Origin of the sequence: Prevotella sp. HJM029 (assembly GCF_000599605.1) — a bacterium.
Lineage (GTDB): Bacteria > Bacteroidota > Bacteroidia > Bacteroidales > Bacteroidaceae > Prevotella.
This window is the reverse complement of the sequence record NZ_AZHT01000019.1, coordinates 23,999-43,230: the sequence shown is the minus strand read 5'-3', so window position 1 is coordinate 43,230 and position 19,232 is coordinate 23,999. Positions and strand designations below refer to the sequence as shown.

The window sequence follows — 19,232 nt, the reverse complement described above, 5'->3', positions numbered from 1 at the left end:
TTGAAACAACAACGATATACAACAATATGCTTTTAGAAAAAATAGCATCGCTTCTTAACGAAGTGAATCAATTAACGGCTAAGAATGCCGAAGATGTAGAAAAATTGAGATTAAAATATCTCAGTAAAAAGGGTGAAATTAATGCACTCATGGCTGACTTTAGAAACGTAGCTGGTAATGAAAAAAAGGCCATCGGCATGAAAATTAATGAACTAAAGCAAGTAGCTACGGAAAAGATTAATACACTAAAAGAGTCTCTTACCTGTTCCGAGTCACTTCATGACACATATGATCTCACACGTACACCAGCCCCTATAGCCATAGGCACACGTCATCCACTCACTGTTGTTCAGAATGAAATTATTTCGATTTTCCAGCATATGGGGGTTATTATGGCAGATGGCCCTGAGATAGATGATGATAAGCACGTGTTCACCATGCTCAATTTTGCTCCAGACCATCCTGCACGAGATATGCAAGATACATTCTTTATTGAACAAAGTAATCCTAACGATGTTACAAAAAATATCTTGCTACGTTCACATACATCTGGTGATCAGTCTCATTATATGGAGACTCATCAACCTCCATTCCGTATACTTTGCCCTGGTCGCGTTTACCGTAATGAAGCGATTAGTGCTCGCGCACATTGCTTCTTCCATCAAGTTGAAGGACTCTATGTGGATAAAAATGTAAGTTTTGCTGATTTAAAACAAGTACTCCTTACCTTCGCACGCGAGATGTTTGGTACAAATACAAAAATTCGCTTACGTCCGAGTTATTTTCCTTTTACAGAACCAAGTGCTGAAATGGATATCACTTGCAATATTTGTGGTGGTACAGGATGTAGTTTTTGCAAACATACAGGCTGGGTTGAAATATTAGGTTGCGGCATGGTGGATCCTAATGTATTAGAAGCCTGCGGTATTGATAGTTCTATTTATAGTGGCTATGCTTTTGGTATGGGGGTAGAACGAATTACAAATTTAAAATATCGCGTTAATGATTTGCGACTATTCTCTGAAAATGATGTGCGTTTCTTAAAGCAATTTACTTCTGCGCTGTAATCTTATTCATCTAACAACAATATCGAAGATACCCTCTATCGATATCGTTGTTAGATACAATTTTATTAAAATTCTGCACCAAAACATCATAACCATGACAAACATAAACTTCCCCATGATGATTATATGAGAAAACAGGATAAGAATATCGTATTTTAAATTATTTTATTGGAAAGTTTGCTTAAAATAATATTTATTAGTATTTTTGCAAAAAGAATTAAAACACGCATCTATTGTTGAAAAATTTAAAATACATATTATTCGCTTTTGTTTTACTCTGCGCAGCGTGTGACTGGGCACTGAAAGATAATTCTACCATAGGAAAGACTGTAGAAGTCGTTCGCTATGATCGTTTAGAAAGTCGCTATCTTACAACAGGAGATTTCTCTGCCTTACAAGAAATGAACACCGAATACCCTGTAGAAACAAAAATGCTCATAGAAAATGTTTTAAATTTAGGCGCTGTTTACGAACCCGACATTAATAGCAAGCTTCTCAATTACTATCAAGACACCATATTGCAAAAATTAATTGCAGATGTGGAGGAACAATATAGTAATATGGATGATATCAAACAAGAAATGACAAAAGCATTTGCAAAAGCCCAAAAAGAAGTAAAAGGCTTTACTATTCCCACTATTTACACACAAATTGGCGCTTTTGATCAAAGCATTATTGTTGGTGACCAACTCATTGGAATATCATTAGACAAATATCTTGGCTCCAATTACCCCCTTTATCAAAAATATTATAATGCAAACCAACGATCAACAATGGCACGCAAATACATCACACCCGATTGCATCTTTTTCTATTTAATGAGTCTTTACCCCATGAAAAATATAGAAGATAGTAGCCAATATGCAAAGGATATGCACACAGCACGCCTCATGTACATTACAAATAGACTTGTTGGGCGCAAGACCTTCAACACAAATGGTGTGAAAGCTATAGAAAAATACATGAAACAGCACGACAAGCTAACCATAAACGAACTACTCAAGCAATAAGTTTTTACACCATAACCTATCATCTGTTTCAACAAAATCTATCGAATATACCTATTAAATAAAAGAGCATGATTGGAATGCTTATTACAAATAATATAGCAATCCTTTACAATAGAATAGCTGAACTAATTTATTATGCAAATTTTGCTAAGCCGAGTTTGCAAATAAGAAAATAATTGTTATCTTTGCAGCACATTTAGAATTAACAAAATAGTGGCAAGATAATGGAAGCTTTCTTTCGGACACATACTTATTTGGTAGAACATACCCAAGATGCCGTAAGACGTTCTCTCATGGATGAAATTGATTGGAATGATCGCCTTATAGGGATAAAGGGTACGCGTGGCGTAGGGAAGACGACATTTTTATTGCAATATACGAAAGAGAAATTTGGCGCAAACGATTATCGATGCCTTTATGTTAATATGAATAATTTTTATTTTCAAAGTAAAGGTATTGCAGAATTTGCAGGTGAATTCGTAAACCGTGGCGGAGAGGTTTTGCTTATAGATCAGGTCTTCAAACAACCGAATTGGAGCAAGGAATTACGAATTTGCTATGACTGCTATCCTCAATTGAAGATTATTTTTACAGGTAGTAGTGTAATGCGCCTAAAAGAAGAGAATCCAGAACTGAATAATATAGTTAGAAGCTATAATCTCAGAGGTTTTTCATTTCGCGAATTTCTAAATCTTCGCACGGGTAAAACATTCCATGCTTATACGCTTGAGGATATTTTACAACAACATGAGCACATCGCTAAAGAAATATTGCAAAGCACCACCTTATTAGATTATTTTAAAGAATATCTCCATCATGGTTTTTATCCATTTTTCTTAGAACAGCGTAATTTTTCTGAAAATTTATTGAAGACGATGAACATGATGACTGAGGTAGATATACTACTCATCAAGCAGATTGATTTAAAATACCTTACAAAAATAAAGAAATTATTTTATTTATTGGCTCTTGAGGGTTCAAAGACCCCCAACATAAGTAACTTAGCAGAGGAGATAGATACTAGTCGTGCAACAGTAATGAATTATATCAAGTATTTAGCTGATGCTCGTCTTATTAATATGATTTATCCTGTTGGACAAGATTTTCCTAAGAAACCAAGTAAGGTAATGATGCATAATCCAAATTTACTTTATGCTATCTATCCCTTATTATTTGATGAACAAGAGGTTATGAACACCTTTTTTGTAAATTCACTTTGGAAAGACCACCATGTAAATCAAGCTTCACACGACCACTATTTTACTGTAGACAATAGATACAAATTTAAAATTCAAGACGTGCTGAACGAGCAAAAACATCGTCGCCATTCAGACACAATTTATGCAGATTATAATATTGAAGTCGGACAAGGTAATTCTATTCCGCTATGGTTATTCGGCTTCTTATATTAAATAATAACAAATAGATTTTAGATATACAAAAACATTCATTTAATTTTCAATAAAATGGCTAAAGAAAAAAAGTTTATCACATGTGATGGCAACACAGCCGCTGCGCATATCAGCTATATGTTCACAGAGGTTGCAGCCATCTACCCTATTACTCCGTCATCTCCAATGGCAGAGCATGTAGACGAATGGTCTGCAAAAGGCCGTAAAAATTTGTTTGGTCAGACTGTTTCAATACAGGAAATGGAATCGGAAGGTGGTGCTGCAGGTGCCGTTCATGGTTCATTACAAGCTGGTGCTTTAACTTCGACTTATACTGCATCACAAGGATTGCTATTAATGATTCCTAACATGTATAAGATTGCAGGTGAATTACTACCTTGCGTATTTAATGTTTCTGCACGTACATTAGCCTCTCATTCACTCTGTATTTTTGGCGATCATCAAGATGTTATGGCATGCCGCCAGACAGGTTTTGCCATGTTCTGTTCTGGTTCTGTACAAGAGGTTATGGATCTTTCTGCTGTACCTCATTTGGCATCTTTGGAAAGTTCAGTCCCATTTATCAACTTCTTCGATGGCTTCCGTACCTCTCACGAATATCATAAAATCGAGGAGATGGATATGGAAGATATTCGGCCTTTGGTAAATCAAGAATTTATCAAAAAGTTCCGTGACCGCGCTTTAACACCAGAACGCCCTGTGACACGTGGTACAGCAGAAAATCCAGAGACATTCTTTACACATCGCGAAGCTTCGAATCAGTATTACGATTGCATCCCTGAAATCGTAGAGAAATATCTTGGGAAGATTTCTAAGATTACAGGCCGTGAGTACCATCTCTTTAATTATTATGGTGCAAAGGATGCTGAGAATATCATCATCCTAATGGGTTCGGCAACAGAGCCTGCACGTGAAGCTATCGATTATCTTGTAAAACAAGGTAAGAAAGTAGGTATGGTTGCAGTACACCTATATCGCCCATTCTCTGTTGAAGCTATTCGTAAAGCTATTCCTGAGACCGTGAAGCGTATTGCTGTACTCGATCGTACAAAGGAACCTGGTGCTGAAGGTGAACCCTTGTATCTCGATGTGAAGAGCGCACTCTACGAAGACCCGCGGAAACCTCTAATTGTTGGAGGCCGTTATGGCTTGGGATCGTCGGACACAACGCCTGCAAAGATTATCTCCGTGTTCAATAACCTCGAATTGCCGATGCCTAAGAATCACTTTACAGTGGGCATTGTTGACGATGTTACTTTCACTTCACTTCCCGAAGTAGAAGAAATTCCTCTTGGTGGCGACGGCTTGTATGAGGCAAAATTCTATGGTCTTGGTGCAGACGGAACTGTTGGTGCAAATAAGAACTCTGTCCAGATTATCGGTAATAACACTAATAAATATTGTCAGGCTTATTTCAGCTACGATTCTAAGAAATCGGGAGGATTTACTTGCTCACACCTTCGCTTCGGAGATGAGCCCATCCATTCAGCCTATCAGGTTAATACACCTAACTTTGTAGCTTGCCACGTTCAAGCCTACCTCCATATGTACGACGTTACACGTGGTTTACGCGACAATGGGACTTTCCTGCTGAATACCATTTTCGAAGGCGATGAGCTCGTTAACTTCATTCCCAACAAAGTGAAGGCTTATTTTGCAAAGCACAATATCAAGGTTTATTATATCAATGCAACCAAGATTGCGCAAGAGATTGGTTTGGGCAATCGTACCAATACCATTCTTCAATCTGCATTCTTCCGCATAACAAAGGTTATACCTACTGATCTTGCAGTTGAGCAGATGAAGGCATTCATCGTGAAGTCGTACGGAAAGAAGGGACAAGATGTCATCGATAAGAACTATGCAGCTGTAGATCGTGGTGGGGAATATAAAGAGCTTACTGTTGATTCTGCATGGAGTAATTTGCCCATAGACGAAAATAAGAATGGCGATGTTCCTGCATTTATTAAAGAGATTGTACGTCCTATCAATGCACAATCTGGCGACCTTTTAAAGGTTTCTGACTTTGTAAAGTACAACACTGTCGATGGAACATGGAAGAATGGTACAGCTGCATTCGAGAAGCGTGGTGTTGCAGCATTCGTTCCTGTTTGGAATGCTGATAATTGTATTCAGTGTAACAAGTGTGCCTACAGCTGTCCTCACGCAACCATCCGCCCATTTGTGTTGGATGAAAACGAAAAGGCTGGCTTCGAAGGAACTACCATGGATATTCTTGCACCTAAACAGCTCAAAGGTATGCAATTCCGCATTCAGGTTGATGTGCTTGACTGTTTAGGTTGTGGAAACTGTGCAGACGTTTGCCCAGGTAAGAAAGGCGAAAAGGCTTTAGTTATGGCTCCATTTAATGTTGACGATCCTAATATGAAGAAGGAAGAAGCCAACTGGGAATACATGGTGAAGAGTGTTAAGAGCAAGCAAGACCTTGTAGACATCAAACAGAGTCCAAAGAACAGCCAGTTTGCTCAACCTTTGTTTGAGTTCTCAGGCGCATGTTCGGGTTGTGGTGAGACACCTTATGTAAAATTGGTTTCACAACTCTTTGGTGATCGCGAAATGATTGCTAATGCAACTGGTTGTTCATCTATCTATTCTGCCTCTATACCTTCAACGCCTTATACCACAAACGAAAAAGGACAAGGTCCCGCATTTGACAACTCATTGTTCGAAGACTTCTGCGAGTTTGGCTTAGGTATGGCTATGGGTAACAAGAAAATGCGTGAGCGCATCGTAGAGTTGCTCAACAATCTCATAGCAGACAACAAGACTCCTGCCGAGTTCAAGTCAGCTGCACAAAACTGGATTGACAATAAAGACAATGCTGACGAGTCGAAAGTAGCAGCTGCAGCTTTGAAGCCATTCATCGAAAAGGGGGCAGCTGCAGGTTGTGATGTCTGCAAAGAGCTGCAGACTCTTAACCACTATCTCGTTAAACGCAGTCAATGGATTATCGGTGGAGATGGTGCTTCCTATGACATTGGTTATGGCGGTCTTGACCACGTACTCTCAACTGGTGAAGATGTCAATATCCTCGTACTCGATACTGAGGTTTATTCTAACACAGGTGGTCAGAGCTCTAAATCAACCCCATTGGGTGCCATTGCACAGTTTGCTGCACGGGGTAAGCGCATTCGCAAGAAGGATTTAGGCTTGATGCAAACGACCTATGGTTATGTTTACGTAGCACAGGTAGCTATGGGTGCAGACAACAACCAAACTCTCAAAGCCATTAGAGAGGCTGAGGCTTATCCTGGACCATCACTTATCATTGCTTACTCTCCCTGTATCAACCATGGTATCAAGGGTACGAAAAACATGAAACGTAGCATGGGACGTAGCCAAAATGAAGAGAAACTCGCTGTAGATTGCGGCTATTGGCACTTATGGCGCTACGACCCACGTTTGGCCGATGAAGGAAAGAATCCTTTCCAATTAGATTCTAAAGCGCCAAATTTTGCTGACTTCCGCGAATTCCTTCTGGGCGAAGTACGCTACTCTTCAGTAGCAAAGGCTTATCCCGCAGAGGCCGAAGAGCTCTTTGCTGAAGCAGAGAAGATGGCTAAGTTGCGTTACCAGACTTATGTTCGCAAGAGTAAAGAAGACTGGAGCGAAGAAGCTTAATACATAAGGCATCAACACTTATGCCCACTATAATTTTGAGGACTTACACATGGCTTGTGCAAGTCCTCAATTTTTGTATTAACATGTACTATTCTAAAAGCAATACACTTTTAAAAGACCATTTCAGCTGATGGAAATAACAGCTAAGGGTAAAACAAAAAAGAGCCCTTTCTCAAGTGTTAGGAGTTTAACCCTTTTTCTATCCTTTATTTTTGAACACTTGGAATGAGAACTTTAGAAGGAAGGATAAATACAAACACGTTTTTTACATAATAATAAAAACGATATAGAATCGGCAATTACCTATATTATTTTGCTTGAAAGCGTTCACGCTCCCATTGTTAGGTTACTCATTTGCATGCCATTATCATCAAGATTTAGTATTTGACCTTTTGTAATTTTAAAAGTCAAATTCCTCCCCATCAAACAGTCCGTCATCCTCATCGATAAAAGCATCAAGGGCACGCCGTTCCTTCTTTGTTGGACGACCTGTGCCTCGAGCGCGATTGACAAATCCACTAATCCGATTCATCTCCAAAAGCTCATACTGACTGGAGTCTGTCACATTCTCATAAACCTCAGGAATGAGTTTTGCACCCACGCGTTGTTCGATACATTGTAGTACCTTGTAGGAAAATGTTACAGGTGGTTTTCTCACCTGCACAACATCGCCATTTTTTAACATATAGCTAGGTTTCACCGCACGATTGCCTATCTGCACACGCCCATTTTTACACGCTGTAGCAGCCATCGAACGTGTCTTAAACAATCGAGCCGCCCAAAGCCATTTATCAATTCTTGCTTGCTGAGTCTCCATGTTTACAAGTTCTATTCCTTCCTAATTTGTTATATTGATTCATCGTAATTGTGACACCCGACAACACAAATGATTGGATGATAGCCACTGCCGTTTCTATCGCTGGTGCAAGCAGCTTTTTGTCATCATCATCATAATGACCCAAGACCCAATCCACCTGCTGCCCTAGAGAGAAATCACTACCGATACCCATGCGCAAACGAGCATAATTATCACCTATCAACTGCTGTATATGCCCCAAGCCATTATGGCCTCCATTACTACCCGATGCCTTCAGCCTGAATGTGCCTAAAGGTAACGCAAGGTCGTCGCTCACTACCAAGAGACGACTTTCATCAATATTCTCCTTGTTAAGCCAATAACGAACGGCATTCCCACTCAAATTCATGAAAGTTGTAGGCTTCAGCAAAAACACTTTCCGCCCTTTGAGCATCAGCGTTGCTATATCACCATAACGCTGAGGGGAAAAAAGAATATTGGACGCTTTAGCAAAAGCGTCCAATACCATAAAACCTGTATTATGGCGAGTCTCCTGATATTCATCTCCAGGATTTCCCAGGCCACAAATTAAGTATTTATCCATGCCTACTCACTATCCTTCAGTTGCTTCTGTAGCAGCTGCCGCAGCTTGTTGCGCCTGACGAGTCATCTTAATTGAACATACAACAACATCCTTGCTCGTTGCAATATCCAAGCCCTCGAATGACAATTCGCCAACCTTGATGCTCTTACCAATCTTCAATGCAGTTACATCAATATCAAGGTGCTCGGGTATCTGCTGATAAGGAGCAGTCACACTAATTTTACGGATAGAAAGATTCATACGACCACCATCACGTACACCTTGTGCCAAGCCAACCAACTTCACAGGAATACCTATTGTGATAGGCTTCTGATCATTTACCTCGTAAAAGTCTACATGCAAAGGAGCATCAGTAACTGGATGGAACTGAACCTCCTTCAAAATAGCAGTGTGATGACTACCCTCAATCTCAAGATTAATCACATAAATGTGAGGAGTATAAATCAACTTGCGAAGTTCGCTGAACGGAAGTGCAAACGAAAGAGCCTCAGGAGTACCTTTATCGTTCTTTTTCTCACCATACAAATTACAAGGAACAAAGCCCTGTTTACGCAATTCTTTAGAAGCTTTTTTACCAAGGTCTACACGCTTCTGACCTGCCACATTAATCTCTTTCATAATTGTGTTACTCTAAATTAAAAATTATTATTAATTCGCCATCACACGAGATTGCTCTCGGAAAGCCATGCAAAGGTATAGTAAATTTATTGACTATGCAAATTTCTTTTAAAAAACATCGAAAAGGAATGCTTTTATTTGCAAAGACAAAGCGAATTAACTAATTTTGCAGAAAAGATTTTTTAGGTACAGAAAACATATAATTATTAGAGAATGATTAATCGAGAACTTATCAGAATAAAGGTTGTGCAACTAACCTATGCGTTCTATCAAAATGGAAATAGAAATATTGATACAGCGGAAAAGGAACTTTTCTTTAGTTTATCAAAAGCTTATGACTTGTACAACCATTTGCTACAGTTGATTGTCGCTATTGCGAAAGAGGAACGCAAACGCGTAGAAGTAGCTTCACAACGTGCAGAACGTGAAGGAACTGTGCCACCCTCAACCAAGTTTATTGATAATAAATTTGCACTACAACTCGAAGAGAACAAGGCATTACTCAAGAATATTGAAACACAAAAACTTTCTTGGGAAGATAATATTGAGGTAGTGCGTAGCTTATGCGATAAAATCGAAGCCTTCGAGCCCTACAACGAATATATGGGCATTATTGATAGTAGCTACGAGGATGACCAGGAATTGTGGCGAAAGATTTATAAGCAACTTATTTTAGGTAACCCTGATATTGATGCAGTCTTAGAAGAGAAGAGCCTATATTGGAATGATGATCGTGAAGTGGTCGACACCTTTGTACTCAAGACGATTAAGCGTTTCAAACCCGAGAATGGTGCCAACCAAGAGTTGTTACCTGAATTCAAAGATGAAGAAGACAGAGATTTTGCAAGCAAACTTTTCAGAGCAACGTTGCTCAATGCTGAGCAATATCAACAATATATGAGTGAAGCCAGTCGCAATTGGGACTTTAGTAGATTAGCTTACATGGATGTTGTGATTATGCAAATTGCTATCGCAGAGATGCTAACATGTCCCAACATTCCCGTAAGTGTCACTATCAATGAATATGTTGATTTAGCAAAAATCTATAGCACACCACGTAGTGGCGGATACATCAATGGCATGCTCGATGCGATTGCACACTTCTTGGTTGACAACAGACTCATGCTGAAGCCCATTAGAGCGAAAGAGACAAAAGTAAAAGTAAACAATAATAATAAACAAGATAAGCAATGAACACATTTTTATTGACAGCAGCCATGCAACAACAAGGAGGCGGAATGGGCATCTTCATCATGATGGGTGCCGTGTTAGTTATTTTTTGGCTCTTCATGATTCGCCCACAACAAAAGAAACAAAATAAGATAAAGGCTTTCCAAAATTCACTTCAAGAAGGAACAAAAGTCGTCACTGCTGGTGGTATTTATGGCACCATTAAACACGTCAACCTCGAAAACAACACAATTGATTTAGAGATTGCACGCGGTACCATTGTAACCGTTAACAAGAATTACGTTTTTGAGGACGCTTCTGCGCCTATACCTAATGCGTAAATACACCACACATATAAAAGATTTGGGAAACTTCTTATTGAAATATTTCAATCGGGAGTTTCTCATTTTTGTTTTCTTTCTCTTCCTAAGCAGCATGTTTTGGCTCGTTTTAACACTCAACCAAAACTATGATAAGGAAATCCATATCCCCATAAAGATAGTCAATGTACCTCAGAATGTTGTTATCACCCAAAACATTACTAACACATTAGATATCACCGTGCGCGATAAGGGTTTTGCACTTTTAGGCTACACATATGGGGGGAGGCTGCAACCTATTAATATCGATTTCAATAAATATGCTAATAAAGCAACAGGTGTAGGAAAAATCATGGTGGGCGATCTTCACCGCAGTCTTTACGCAATTTTGTATGGTTCTTCAAAGATAACATCTATCAAGACCGACCAACTTACTTTTTTCTTTAACTACGGACAAGCCAAACGAGTACCCATAAAGTTATTAGGTACGATTGAAGCGGCAAAAAGCTATCATATTGCGCAGATCAAATTCTGGCCAAGCTATGTCACCATCTACGCCAACAAACATTTGTTAGACAGTATTCAGTGGCTAACGACAGTACCTCTAAATATTAAAAATATTGGTGATACTATCATGCAGACTATTGATGTGCAGCGCATTCGAGGAGTCAAAATTGTTCCTGAGCGCATTAAAATGGGTATCTATCCTGATATCCTCACAGAAGAAAGCATCGAAGTACCTATCACAGCCATTAATATGCCTGCAGGAAAGGTTCTCAGGACTTTCCCTTCAAAGGTAAAAGTGAATTTCACTATTGGCGTAAGTAAGTTCCGAAAATTGCGAGCAGACCAGTTTATTGTTACTGCCGACTACGAAGATATTATGGCACATCCTGCTGAAAAATGTAACATTAGGATAAAGAAATATCCGACAGACGTAGCGCGCCCCACATTAGAAATTCAGCAAGTCGACTACCTCATCGAACAACAATAATCATGCATGCAACCCCTATTATAGCTCTCACCGGAGGCATTGGCTGCGGAAAAAGTTTTGTAGCCCAGCTACTGCTCGAAGAGAACATCGAGGTATACGACTGCGATGCTGCAGCCAAACGCATCATTCTGACACAGCCTGCCATCCAAACTCAATTACAACAATTGGTTGGAGACTGCCTATTTAAAGAGGGTAAGTTGCAAAAGGAAATGCTAACCACTTTCATTCTGCAGAGCGAACAACATAAAATGGCCGTCAACAACATTGTTCATCCTGCTGTTGCTGCCGATTTTCTAAGCAGTGGGCTGCATTGGTTTGAAAGTGCTATCCTTTTTGAAAGTGGCTTCTATCGCCGCCTTCACATCGACAAAATCATTGGCGTAACCGCTCCGCTTGACGTGCGTATTGCACGTATCATGCAACGCAACCACATTTCACGCGAACAAGCCGAAGCATGGATTGCAAGCCAAATGGCGCAAGAAGAAGTCATCGCACAATGCGACTATATCATTAGAAATGATGGGCAAGCAGACTTGAAACAACAGCTTCGCTCCCTATTACAATGGATTTAGATTTATTCATCACATCAATAAAATAACAATAAAGAATATGGAAACAATTCTCTCTATCGCAGGGAAACCTGGCTTGTATAAACTCGTTTCACGAGGAAAAATGAACTTGATTGTTGAAGCATTGGATGAAACGCACAAGCGCATTCCGGCTTTTGCAACCGATCGTGTAACCAGTTTGGGCGACATTGCCATTTATACAACCGAAGAGGACATTCCACTTTGGAAAGTTCTCGACAGCGTTTGCAAAAAGGAAGAAGGAAAGGAAAGCTCGCTGAACTATCGTAAAGCTAACGGAAAGGAACTGCGTACCTACTTTGCCGAAGTGCTTCCTAATTTCGATGAAGACCGCGTTCACGACAGCGACATCAAAAAATTGCTGCAATGGTATGACCTCTTGGTGAAGGCGGGCATCACTAATTTTGAAGAAGTGCTGGCACCGACCGAGGGCGACAACATTGACAACCGCCAAGCAGCTGAATAAACTGCGCTGCCAAACACCACGCTATTACAAAACAAAAACAGCGTGGTTTGCAAACAAACAGGCATAGATTGGCGCACAATCTATGCCTGTTTTAAAAAGAAGGCCGAGCAACATGCCCAGCCTTCTTTTATTTCCTATCATCCGCTGCTTAATAATTCTCAGGATTAAGCTGGAAGAAGCTCTCAGGATGGTCGCACACAGGGCACTTCTCTGGAGCAGTCTTACCAATGTGAATATGTCCACAATTGCGGCACTGCCAAATGCGATCGCCGTCACGAGAGAACACAATACCTTCCTCGATATTCTCCAACAACTTGCGATAACGCTCCTCGTGGTGCTTCTCTACCTGACCCACTCCGCGGAACTTTGCTGCAATCTCGGGGAAGCCTTCAGCTAAAGCTACCTTGGCCATTTCAGCATACATATCGGTCCACTCATAGTTTTCACCATTCGCAGCATCGGCAAGATTGGCTGTTGTTGTAGGGATATCGCCCTCGTGCAAGAACTTAAACCACATTTTTGCATGCTCTTTCTCATTGCGAGCCGTCTCCTCGAAGATGGCAGCAATCTGCTCATAACCATCTTTCTTTGCCTTTGAAGCATAGTAAAGATACTTCGTGTGTGCCTGACTCTCACCTGCAAAAGCAACTTTCAAGTTCTCTTCGGTCTTGGTACCCTTCAAAGCTGCAGGGTCGAATGTCTTAAACTTGTCAGCCTTAGCATGACAGATGGGGCACTCTGCAGGAGCTTCAGTGCCTTCGTAAACGTAACCACAAACGGTGCAAATAAATTTTTTCTTCATAATGTTTTTGTATAAATGTTATCTTGTTACGAGTGCAAAGATAGGGCAAAATATGGAGAGACGCAAGAGCCTCCATCTATATTTCGATTGAATAAATCTATAAGAAAGCTTAAATGCGCAGTAGAAAAGGCTTCCCTGCAATACCTAAAAGTAGGTATTTTGCTGCATTTTTTTTGTAAAATTGCCCTGCCCCACCCTCCGCCTCCCCAAAAATTAGTACCTTTGGGTGGAATTTAAAAACATCACACGCCCTATGACGCTACAACAATTAGAATATATCATGGCCGTCTATCGCCAGCAGCATTTTGCCAAAGCGGCCGAAAGCTGCAAAGTGACACAACCCACACTGAGTTCAATGATTCAGAAATTAGAGGATGAGCTAGGGGTGAAAATCTTCAACCGCAAACAGCAACCCATCACGCCCACCGAGATTGGGCAGCGCATCATCGACCAGAGTTGGAAGATTTTGAAAGAGGCCAAACAGCTCAAAGAGATTGTTGAAGAAGAGAAATATTCGCTCATGGGCACTTTCCGCATCGGCATCCTGCCCACCATCGCGCCCTATCTCATCCCGCGTTTCTTTCCGCAACTCATGCAGAAACACCCCGAGATGGACGTGAGAATTAGCGAAATGAAAACGCACGAAATTAAAGAGGCGCTCGGAAAAGGCAGCATCGATGTGGGAATTTTGGCCGAATTAGACGGCATGCGCGACGAATTTGAACTGACACACCTGTTTTTTGAGCAGTTTTTTGGTTATGTGGCCGAGAGCGATCCATTGGCGCAGCACCATGTCATCCGCACGGCCGACCTCAAAGGCGAATACCTGTGGATGCTCGATGAGGGCCACTGTTTTCGCGACCAGTTAGTGAAATTTTGCCAACTCAAAGAGGCGAAAGAGAGCCAAAAGGCCTATTCACTGGGGAGCATCGAGACATTCATGCGCATGGTGGAGAGCGGAAAAGGCGTGACCTTCATACCGGAGCTGGCCGTGCTACAACTGAGCGAAGAACAGAAAAAACTGGTTCGGCCCTTCGCCATCCCCATCCCCGTGCGCGAAATCGCCATGATCAACACCAAAGACTTTGTGCGCCGAAACCTGCGCGCGCTCATCGTTGCCGAAATTCAGCAATCCGTTCCCAAAGACATGCTCAAGCTGAAGCAGGTGCAACAGCGCATTTAAGCGAAAAATCAAAAAGATGGGCTGCTTACGCGTAAGTCACGGCGAAAAATCAAAAAGATGGGCTGCTTACGCGTAAGTCACGGCAAAAAACCAAAAAGCAGGGCTGCTTACGCGTAAGTCGATGCGAAAAATCAAAAAGCAAGACTGCTTACGCGTAAGTCGACGCGAAAAATCAAAAAGATGGCCTGCTTACGCGTAAGTCAACGCAAAAAATCAAAAAGATGGGCTGCTTACGCGTAAGTCGACGCAAAAATCAAAAAGAAGGGCTGCTTACGCGTAAGTCGATGCAAAAAATCAAAAAGAAGGGCTGCTTACGCGTAAGTCGACGCAAAAAATCAAAAAGAAGGGCTGCTTACGCGTAAGTCGAGGCGAAAAATCAAAAAGAAGGGCTGCTTACGCGTAAGTCGAGGCGAAAAATCAAAAAGCAGGGTTGCTTACGCGTAAGTCACGGCGAAAAAGCAAAAAAATGGGGCTGCAGGAACTCCAGCAAGCCAAAAAATGAGGCAGACGTTAGCACGCCTGCCTTATGATGGTGTCAAACAATGGTGTCAACGCCTGAGCCACCACGCATAAAGCGCTATGCTCCAAAGAGCCGCCCAGCCCGCGAGACAAACAAGATTGGTGGCAAGACTGGGGCTGTCGAAACAAAAAAACAAGCTGAGAACCATGGCAAATGCAACGCATGCACTCAACAAGCATCGGCCTAAAAACTTCATTCCAAATTGCGATAGAAAGGTGGCTCCAACGCCTATTGCTGCGGCATGCGGTATCGGTCGCCAGCCTCGTCAACCAATTTCTTGGCAAAAGGAGCGGGAAAGCCCATCCGCTTCGTCCGAGCACCCACACCCGCCTTGGTGCGTAAAAATTGGCCATCCTTCGTGGGCTTCTCCACCATGTCGTTGTATTTCACAATCAGGTAGACGGCCAACTGATTCCACCGCTCAAGCATGCGCTGCGCCTGCTCATTGCTATAGCCGTTGAGCTGTTGCAGTGCAGCCGCCTTGTTGGTGGCATATAGGGCTTGCGCCCGACGCTCCACCTCGGGTTGCTGCGCAAAATAACTCTGCTCAAGGCTGTCGCGAACGGCGCGCAACGTGGGAAACAGCTGCGCATAACGCGGATAAACCATGTTGCTCACCCAGTTGCACACCCAAAAAGCGTTCCTATTCGAGAAGGTCACCGCGTCGGCTCCCGGCGTGTTGTAACACTCGGGCTGCACGGTGTTTCCGCAATAAACGGGCGTGTAAGCCACCATGTTGCCATCGTCGTTGCCAAACCACAACACGCCGCCAATCTCGCGTGGCAACCATGCGCGCATCTCGCTCACAAAGGCAAAGGCGGCTTGCTGCGTGCTGATGGGTCGCTCGTTGAAATAGCGCTTGCCATCGACTTCATAGAACAGCGGCGTGGGGCGATAGGGCATCTGCCAAATGCCACTGCCCACATCGGTTGAATCGATGGCCAACGGCGTGCCTTCATAATGGTCGCGCATGGCAGCCTGCACGTCTTGCACACTGAGTTTGCGGTTGGGCACAATCCACAACGGCATCTCCTCAGCCTCTGCATCTTTGCCCAAAGCCCAAGGCAGATAGCGCGAGAAATCGTCGGAGAAACGATTGAAGAAGCTCCACACACGCGCATCGCAGAAACGACGACCTGAGAAATCGGGCGCAGCATAGACTTGTTTCCAAGAGAAATCGGCATCCTTGCCCGTGAACCATCCCTTAGAACGCGCAAAAGTGATGGCATTGGGGCTGAAGAGCACATTTTGCTTGTCGTGCTGATTGAATTTTCCTATGCGGCTCTGGTTGGCATGCCCACAAATGGCATTGTCGGGAATGCGCATCGCCACCCAAACCACTTTCTTGCTACCCGGGCCACAACCCATCATCTCCATGATCCAAGCTTCGTTGGGGTCGCAGAGCGTGAACGTCTCGCCACTGCTATTGAAACCATAGGTGTTGGCCAACGTCGTCATCACCTTTATAGCCTCGCGAGCCGTGCGCGAACGCTGCAATGTGATATAAATGAGGCTGCCATAATCTAAAATTCCCGTCGAGTCGATCATCTCTTCGCGCCCGCCATAGGTGGTTTCGCCAATCGTCAGTTGATATTCGTTGATATTGCCAATCACGTTGTAGGTGACGGGCGCCTCGGGTATCTGGCCGTGATAAACGTGGTTATCCCAACCATAAACCTGGCGCATCTCGCCTTTGGCATGTGTGCCTGCCGGATAATGTGCCAACCCTAAGAACATGCCGTAGTCGTCGGCATTATAGGAACAAATGACGCTTCCGTTAACGCTGGCTTTCTTGCCCACGATGAGGTTGGTGCAAGCTCGGCTGCGAAGTGGAAACAAGGTTTGCACAAGGAGTGCAACGAAAATCAGGGCGCCACTCAAACGGGCGCAATGCTTAGAAGTGTGTCTCATTTTTATGGGGTTTAAATCGTAATCTATGTTTGTAAATGAAGGCCTCTCCACCCACCCAAATGGTCATGGCAGGCTCTGAGGCGAATGGTTGACAAGCCACCACATAGCCGTCCTCCAATTCAACAAGCGCAGGCGAAACAATGGTTCCGTCGTCGCATGTAACGGCATGAAAAGCGAAACGTTGCTTCACCGCGTGGACATTGGTAGAGGTGGTGTGGGCTGTGGGGGTGGCAAAACCGAGTCGCGCCGGTTGGCAATCGAATCGGGAGGTGCTGCGGCAGGTTGAGCCTTGGTGTGCATGCGCAACAGGCTAATGCGTGTGATAAACATCATCTTCATCGTTGTTTCACTCTCACCTTCAGTCTGCCCCTGCGACAACATAAAGAACCCGCGCACGGCCTTGATGCCCAAACGAGCATCATCACGCAGCATGAGGCTATAGTGATTGGCCGTCGTGATGTGCACCACCTGCGAGGCAATACTATCATTGGCAAATTGCACCGACAACATAGCCACACCATCACGATTGCCATCTTGGAAAATGAAATTGGCATCGAAATTAAGCATCAGCATGTCGCCTTTATGGAAGGATGAGTCTGCCTGCTGCGCAAAAGAATAAAGCTGAAATGGCTTTTGCAAGCTCAACACATACCCAGCATCACCATGCCACACATTGGCTGTATCACCATTGGCCGAGAACTGATTCATATCACTCGCACCTCCCGATGCACCCAAAGCTGAGGCTTCGTTGGTAAAGCGCTCATTAAGCTGCTCGTAAATGGCTTTTAGTTGCTCAGTATGTCGCATGTAATAGGACAAAGAGGCGTCAAACTGTTGCTGTGTCACACCATATTTTTTCAATACAGCGGCACGATATTGCTGCGTGTTAGCCGCATCATTCGACGAAAGCTCTGCCATGCTACTCGCAAGATGATAGTCATAAAGTATATTCGTCATCTCATCGGGCTGCAAATATTCGCTCGGGATAGAGGGTTTGCAAGCCATCAAGAACAAGAGTGCAAAGCAAAGCCCACAAAGCATCTGCCCAACACGTATCGCTTTAAGCACGCTTATCATGCGAATCTCTCTTAAAATAGCTCTTAAAAGAAGCTGAAATGTCTTCCATTTCATGCCTATAAAACAAGAAAAAGATAACAATTCCAACAGAAATGCAAGCGTCTGCAAAATTAAACACCGGCGCAAAGAACACAAACTCTTCCCCACCCTTCCAAGGCATCCAGTCGGGATAAGTCGTCACAATGAGTGGAAAGTAGAACATGTCGACTACCTTTCCATGCAGAAACGAAGCATAGCCTGTACCAAAGGGCACGAACTGTGAAACAGTATAGGGCGAAGAAGCATCAAAGATGAGCCCATAGAACATGGAATCCAATATATTTCCTGCAGCACCAGCAAATATCATTGACAGCACAATCAAATAGCCCTTTGAATGCTTGCGTCGCACCACTTGACACATGTACCAACCGATAGCAATCAGTGCAATGATACGGAACAAACTCAGAACAATCTTGTTGAAGAACGTCATGCCATAGGCCATGCCATTGTTTTCAACAAAACTAAGATAGAACCAATTGGTTACGCGAACCGATTCACCAAGGGAAAAATGGGTCTTCACTTCGATTTTAATCAGTTGATCAATCACTAAGATAACCAAGATTAAAAGCAAAGATAAACACCCATTTCTTAACGTTTCATTTCTATTCATTTCTTTCGTGCATTCTTCGATGCAACACTCAACGTTGCATGCGGCACAATGCGAAGCCGCTCTTTGGCTATCAACTCACCTGTGACGCGGTCTATACCATACGTTTTATTTTCAATACGAACTAAAGCAGCTTCCAAACTCCGGATAAACTTCTGCTGACGCTGAGACATTTGAATAAGCTCTTCCTTCGCTTGATTGGCACTACCATCATCGAGCACTTTATTATAGGTGGGCGACGTGTCATCAACACCATTGCCATCCCTATTCATGATTTGACTCATCATTGCGGCATATTCTCTGCGTGCAACGTCTAACTTTTCATTAATGATGGTGCGGAACTCCTCCAACTCCTCATCCGAATAACGTGTTTTCTTCTCCATAGATCAATGTTTCTAAGTGGATTA

The 19,232-nt window shown here is 42.8% G+C and carries 19 protein-coding genes; 10 read left to right on the top strand and 9 right to left on the bottom strand.

Annotation, left to right across the window (positions count from 1 at the left end; all coding sequences use genetic code 11):
• Nucleotides 1-26: 26 nt before the first annotated feature.
• The 4 genes from pheS (at nt 27) to nifJ (ending at nt 7,131) form a co-directional block, all read left to right on the top strand.
• A complete protein-coding gene (gene pheS, locus X919_RS0102000; protein WP_028898812.1) occupies nt 27-1,067 on the top strand; it encodes a phenylalanine--tRNA ligase subunit alpha in 1,041 nt (346 codons plus the stop codon).
• A 236-nt stretch (nt 1,068-1,303) separates the two neighbouring features.
• Nucleotides 1,304-2,077 carry a gliding motility protein GldB-related protein gene (locus X919_RS0101995; protein ID WP_028898811.1) on the top strand — a complete coding sequence of 258 codons (774 nt, stop codon included), beginning with the start codon at nt 1,304-1,306 and terminating at the stop codon, nt 2,075-2,077.
• Nucleotides 2,078-2,301: 224 nt separating this feature from the next.
• Complete coding sequence (locus X919_RS0101990; protein WP_028898810.1) at nt 2,302-3,489, top strand: ATP-binding protein; 1,188 nt, start codon at nt 2,302-2,304, stop codon at nt 3,487-3,489.
• A gap of 54 nt (nt 3,490-3,543) precedes the next feature.
• A complete protein-coding gene (gene nifJ / locus X919_RS0101985; protein ID WP_028898809.1) occupies nt 3,544-7,131 on the top strand; it encodes a pyruvate:ferredoxin (flavodoxin) oxidoreductase in 3,588 nt (1,195 codons plus the stop codon).
• Nucleotides 7,132-7,531: 400 nt separating this feature from the next.
• Here the strand turns inward: nifJ and X919_RS0101980 are convergent, their stop codons facing one another.
• From X919_RS0101980 to X919_RS0101970, 3 genes are read right to left on the bottom strand one after another with little or no spacing between them, the layout of a single operon-like run.
• Nucleotides 7,532-7,948: an RNA-binding S4 domain-containing protein gene (locus X919_RS0101980; RefSeq protein ID WP_028898808.1), complete on the bottom strand. Its 417-nt coding sequence runs from the start codon at nt 7,946-7,948 to the stop codon at nt 7,532-7,534.
• Nucleotides 7,923-8,531, bottom strand: a complete 609-nt coding sequence (gene pth / locus X919_RS14580; RefSeq protein ID WP_036916730.1) for an aminoacyl-tRNA hydrolase — start codon at nt 8,529-8,531, stop codon at nt 7,923-7,925. The genes X919_RS0101980 and pth overlap by 26 nt, the downstream gene beginning before the upstream one ends.
• 9 nt (nt 8,532-8,540) lie before the next feature.
• On the bottom strand, nt 8,541-9,149 hold the full coding sequence (locus X919_RS0101970) for a 50S ribosomal protein L25/general stress protein Ctc (protein WP_028898807.1): 609 nt from the start codon (nt 9,147-9,149) through the stop codon (nt 8,541-8,543).
• Nucleotides 9,150-9,362: 213 nt separating this feature from the next.
• Between X919_RS0101970 and nusB the strand changes: the two genes are divergently transcribed.
• From nusB to X919_RS16390, 5 genes are read left to right on the top strand one after another with little or no spacing between them, the layout of a single operon-like run.
• Nucleotides 9,363-10,343, top strand: a complete 981-nt coding sequence (gene nusB / locus X919_RS0101965) for a transcription antitermination factor NusB (protein WP_028898806.1) — start codon at nt 9,363-9,365, stop codon at nt 10,341-10,343.
• Complete coding sequence (gene yajC, locus X919_RS0101960; protein WP_028898805.1) at nt 10,340-10,660, top strand: preprotein translocase subunit YajC; 321 nt, start codon at nt 10,340-10,342, stop codon at nt 10,658-10,660. Before nusB ends, yajC begins: the two co-directional genes overlap by 4 nt.
• The gene (locus X919_RS0101955; RefSeq protein WP_028898804.1) at nt 10,653-11,633 is read left to right on the top strand and encodes a CdaR family protein; all 981 of its coding nucleotides are present in this window, start codon (nt 10,653-10,655) and stop codon (nt 11,631-11,633) included. Before yajC ends, X919_RS0101955 begins: the two co-directional genes overlap by 8 nt.
• Nucleotides 11,634-11,635: 2 nt before the next feature.
• Nucleotides 11,636-12,205 carry a dephospho-CoA kinase gene (gene coaE, locus X919_RS16395; RefSeq protein ID WP_028898803.1) on the top strand — a complete coding sequence of 190 codons (570 nt, stop codon included), beginning with the start codon at nt 11,636-11,638 and terminating at the stop codon, nt 12,203-12,205.
• A 37-nt stretch (nt 12,206-12,242) separates the two neighbouring features.
• Entirely contained in the window at nt 12,243-12,686 is a 444-nt protein-coding gene (locus tag X919_RS16390) for a DUF5606 family protein (protein ID WP_004379320.1), read from the top strand.
• Nucleotides 12,687-12,834: 148 nt separating this feature from the next.
• Here X919_RS16390 and rbr read toward each other — a convergent pair whose 3' ends face one another.
• Nucleotides 12,835-13,488: a rubrerythrin gene (rbr, locus tag X919_RS0101940; RefSeq protein WP_028898802.1), complete on the bottom strand. Its 654-nt coding sequence runs from the start codon at nt 13,486-13,488 to the stop codon at nt 12,835-12,837.
• 253 nt (nt 13,489-13,741) lie between these two features.
• Between rbr and X919_RS0101930 the strand changes: the two genes are divergently transcribed.
• Nucleotides 13,742-14,671 (top strand): hydrogen peroxide-inducible genes activator, encoded by a 930-nt coding sequence (locus tag X919_RS0101930; protein ID WP_028898800.1) that lies wholly within the window; start codon nt 13,742-13,744, stop codon nt 14,669-14,671.
• A 748-nt stretch (nt 14,672-15,419) separates the two neighbouring features.
• Here X919_RS0101930 and X919_RS0101920 read toward each other — a convergent pair.
• Genes X919_RS0101920 through X919_RS0101900 form a run of 5 tightly spaced genes read right to left on the bottom strand, consistent with a single transcriptional unit; the run spans nt 15,420 to nt 19,208 of the window.
• Nucleotides 15,420-17,102 (bottom strand): dipeptidase, encoded by a 1,683-nt coding sequence (locus X919_RS0101920; protein WP_051502366.1) that lies wholly within the window; start codon nt 17,100-17,102, stop codon nt 15,420-15,422.
• The gene (locus tag X919_RS0101915) at nt 17,086-17,292 is read right to left on the bottom strand and encodes a hypothetical protein (protein WP_028898798.1); all 207 of its coding nucleotides are present in this window, start codon (nt 17,290-17,292) and stop codon (nt 17,086-17,088) included. The genes X919_RS0101920 and X919_RS0101915 overlap by 17 nt, the downstream gene beginning before the upstream one ends.
• Nucleotides 17,289-18,179: a DUF4296 domain-containing protein gene (locus X919_RS14575; protein ID WP_081759395.1), complete on the bottom strand. Its 891-nt coding sequence runs from the start codon at nt 18,177-18,179 to the stop codon at nt 17,289-17,291. The genes X919_RS0101915 and X919_RS14575 overlap by 4 nt, the downstream gene beginning before the upstream one ends.
• The gene (locus tag X919_RS0101905) at nt 18,163-18,828 is read right to left on the bottom strand and encodes a lipoprotein signal peptidase (protein WP_028898797.1); all 666 of its coding nucleotides are present in this window, start codon (nt 18,826-18,828) and stop codon (nt 18,163-18,165) included. Before X919_RS0101905 ends, X919_RS14575 begins: the two co-directional genes overlap by 17 nt.
• Nucleotides 18,825-19,208, bottom strand: a complete 384-nt coding sequence (locus X919_RS0101900; RefSeq protein ID WP_028898796.1) for a TraR/DksA family transcriptional regulator — start codon at nt 19,206-19,208, stop codon at nt 18,825-18,827. The genes X919_RS0101905 and X919_RS0101900 overlap by 4 nt, the downstream gene beginning before the upstream one ends.
• Nucleotides 19,209-19,232: the final 24 nt, after the last annotated feature.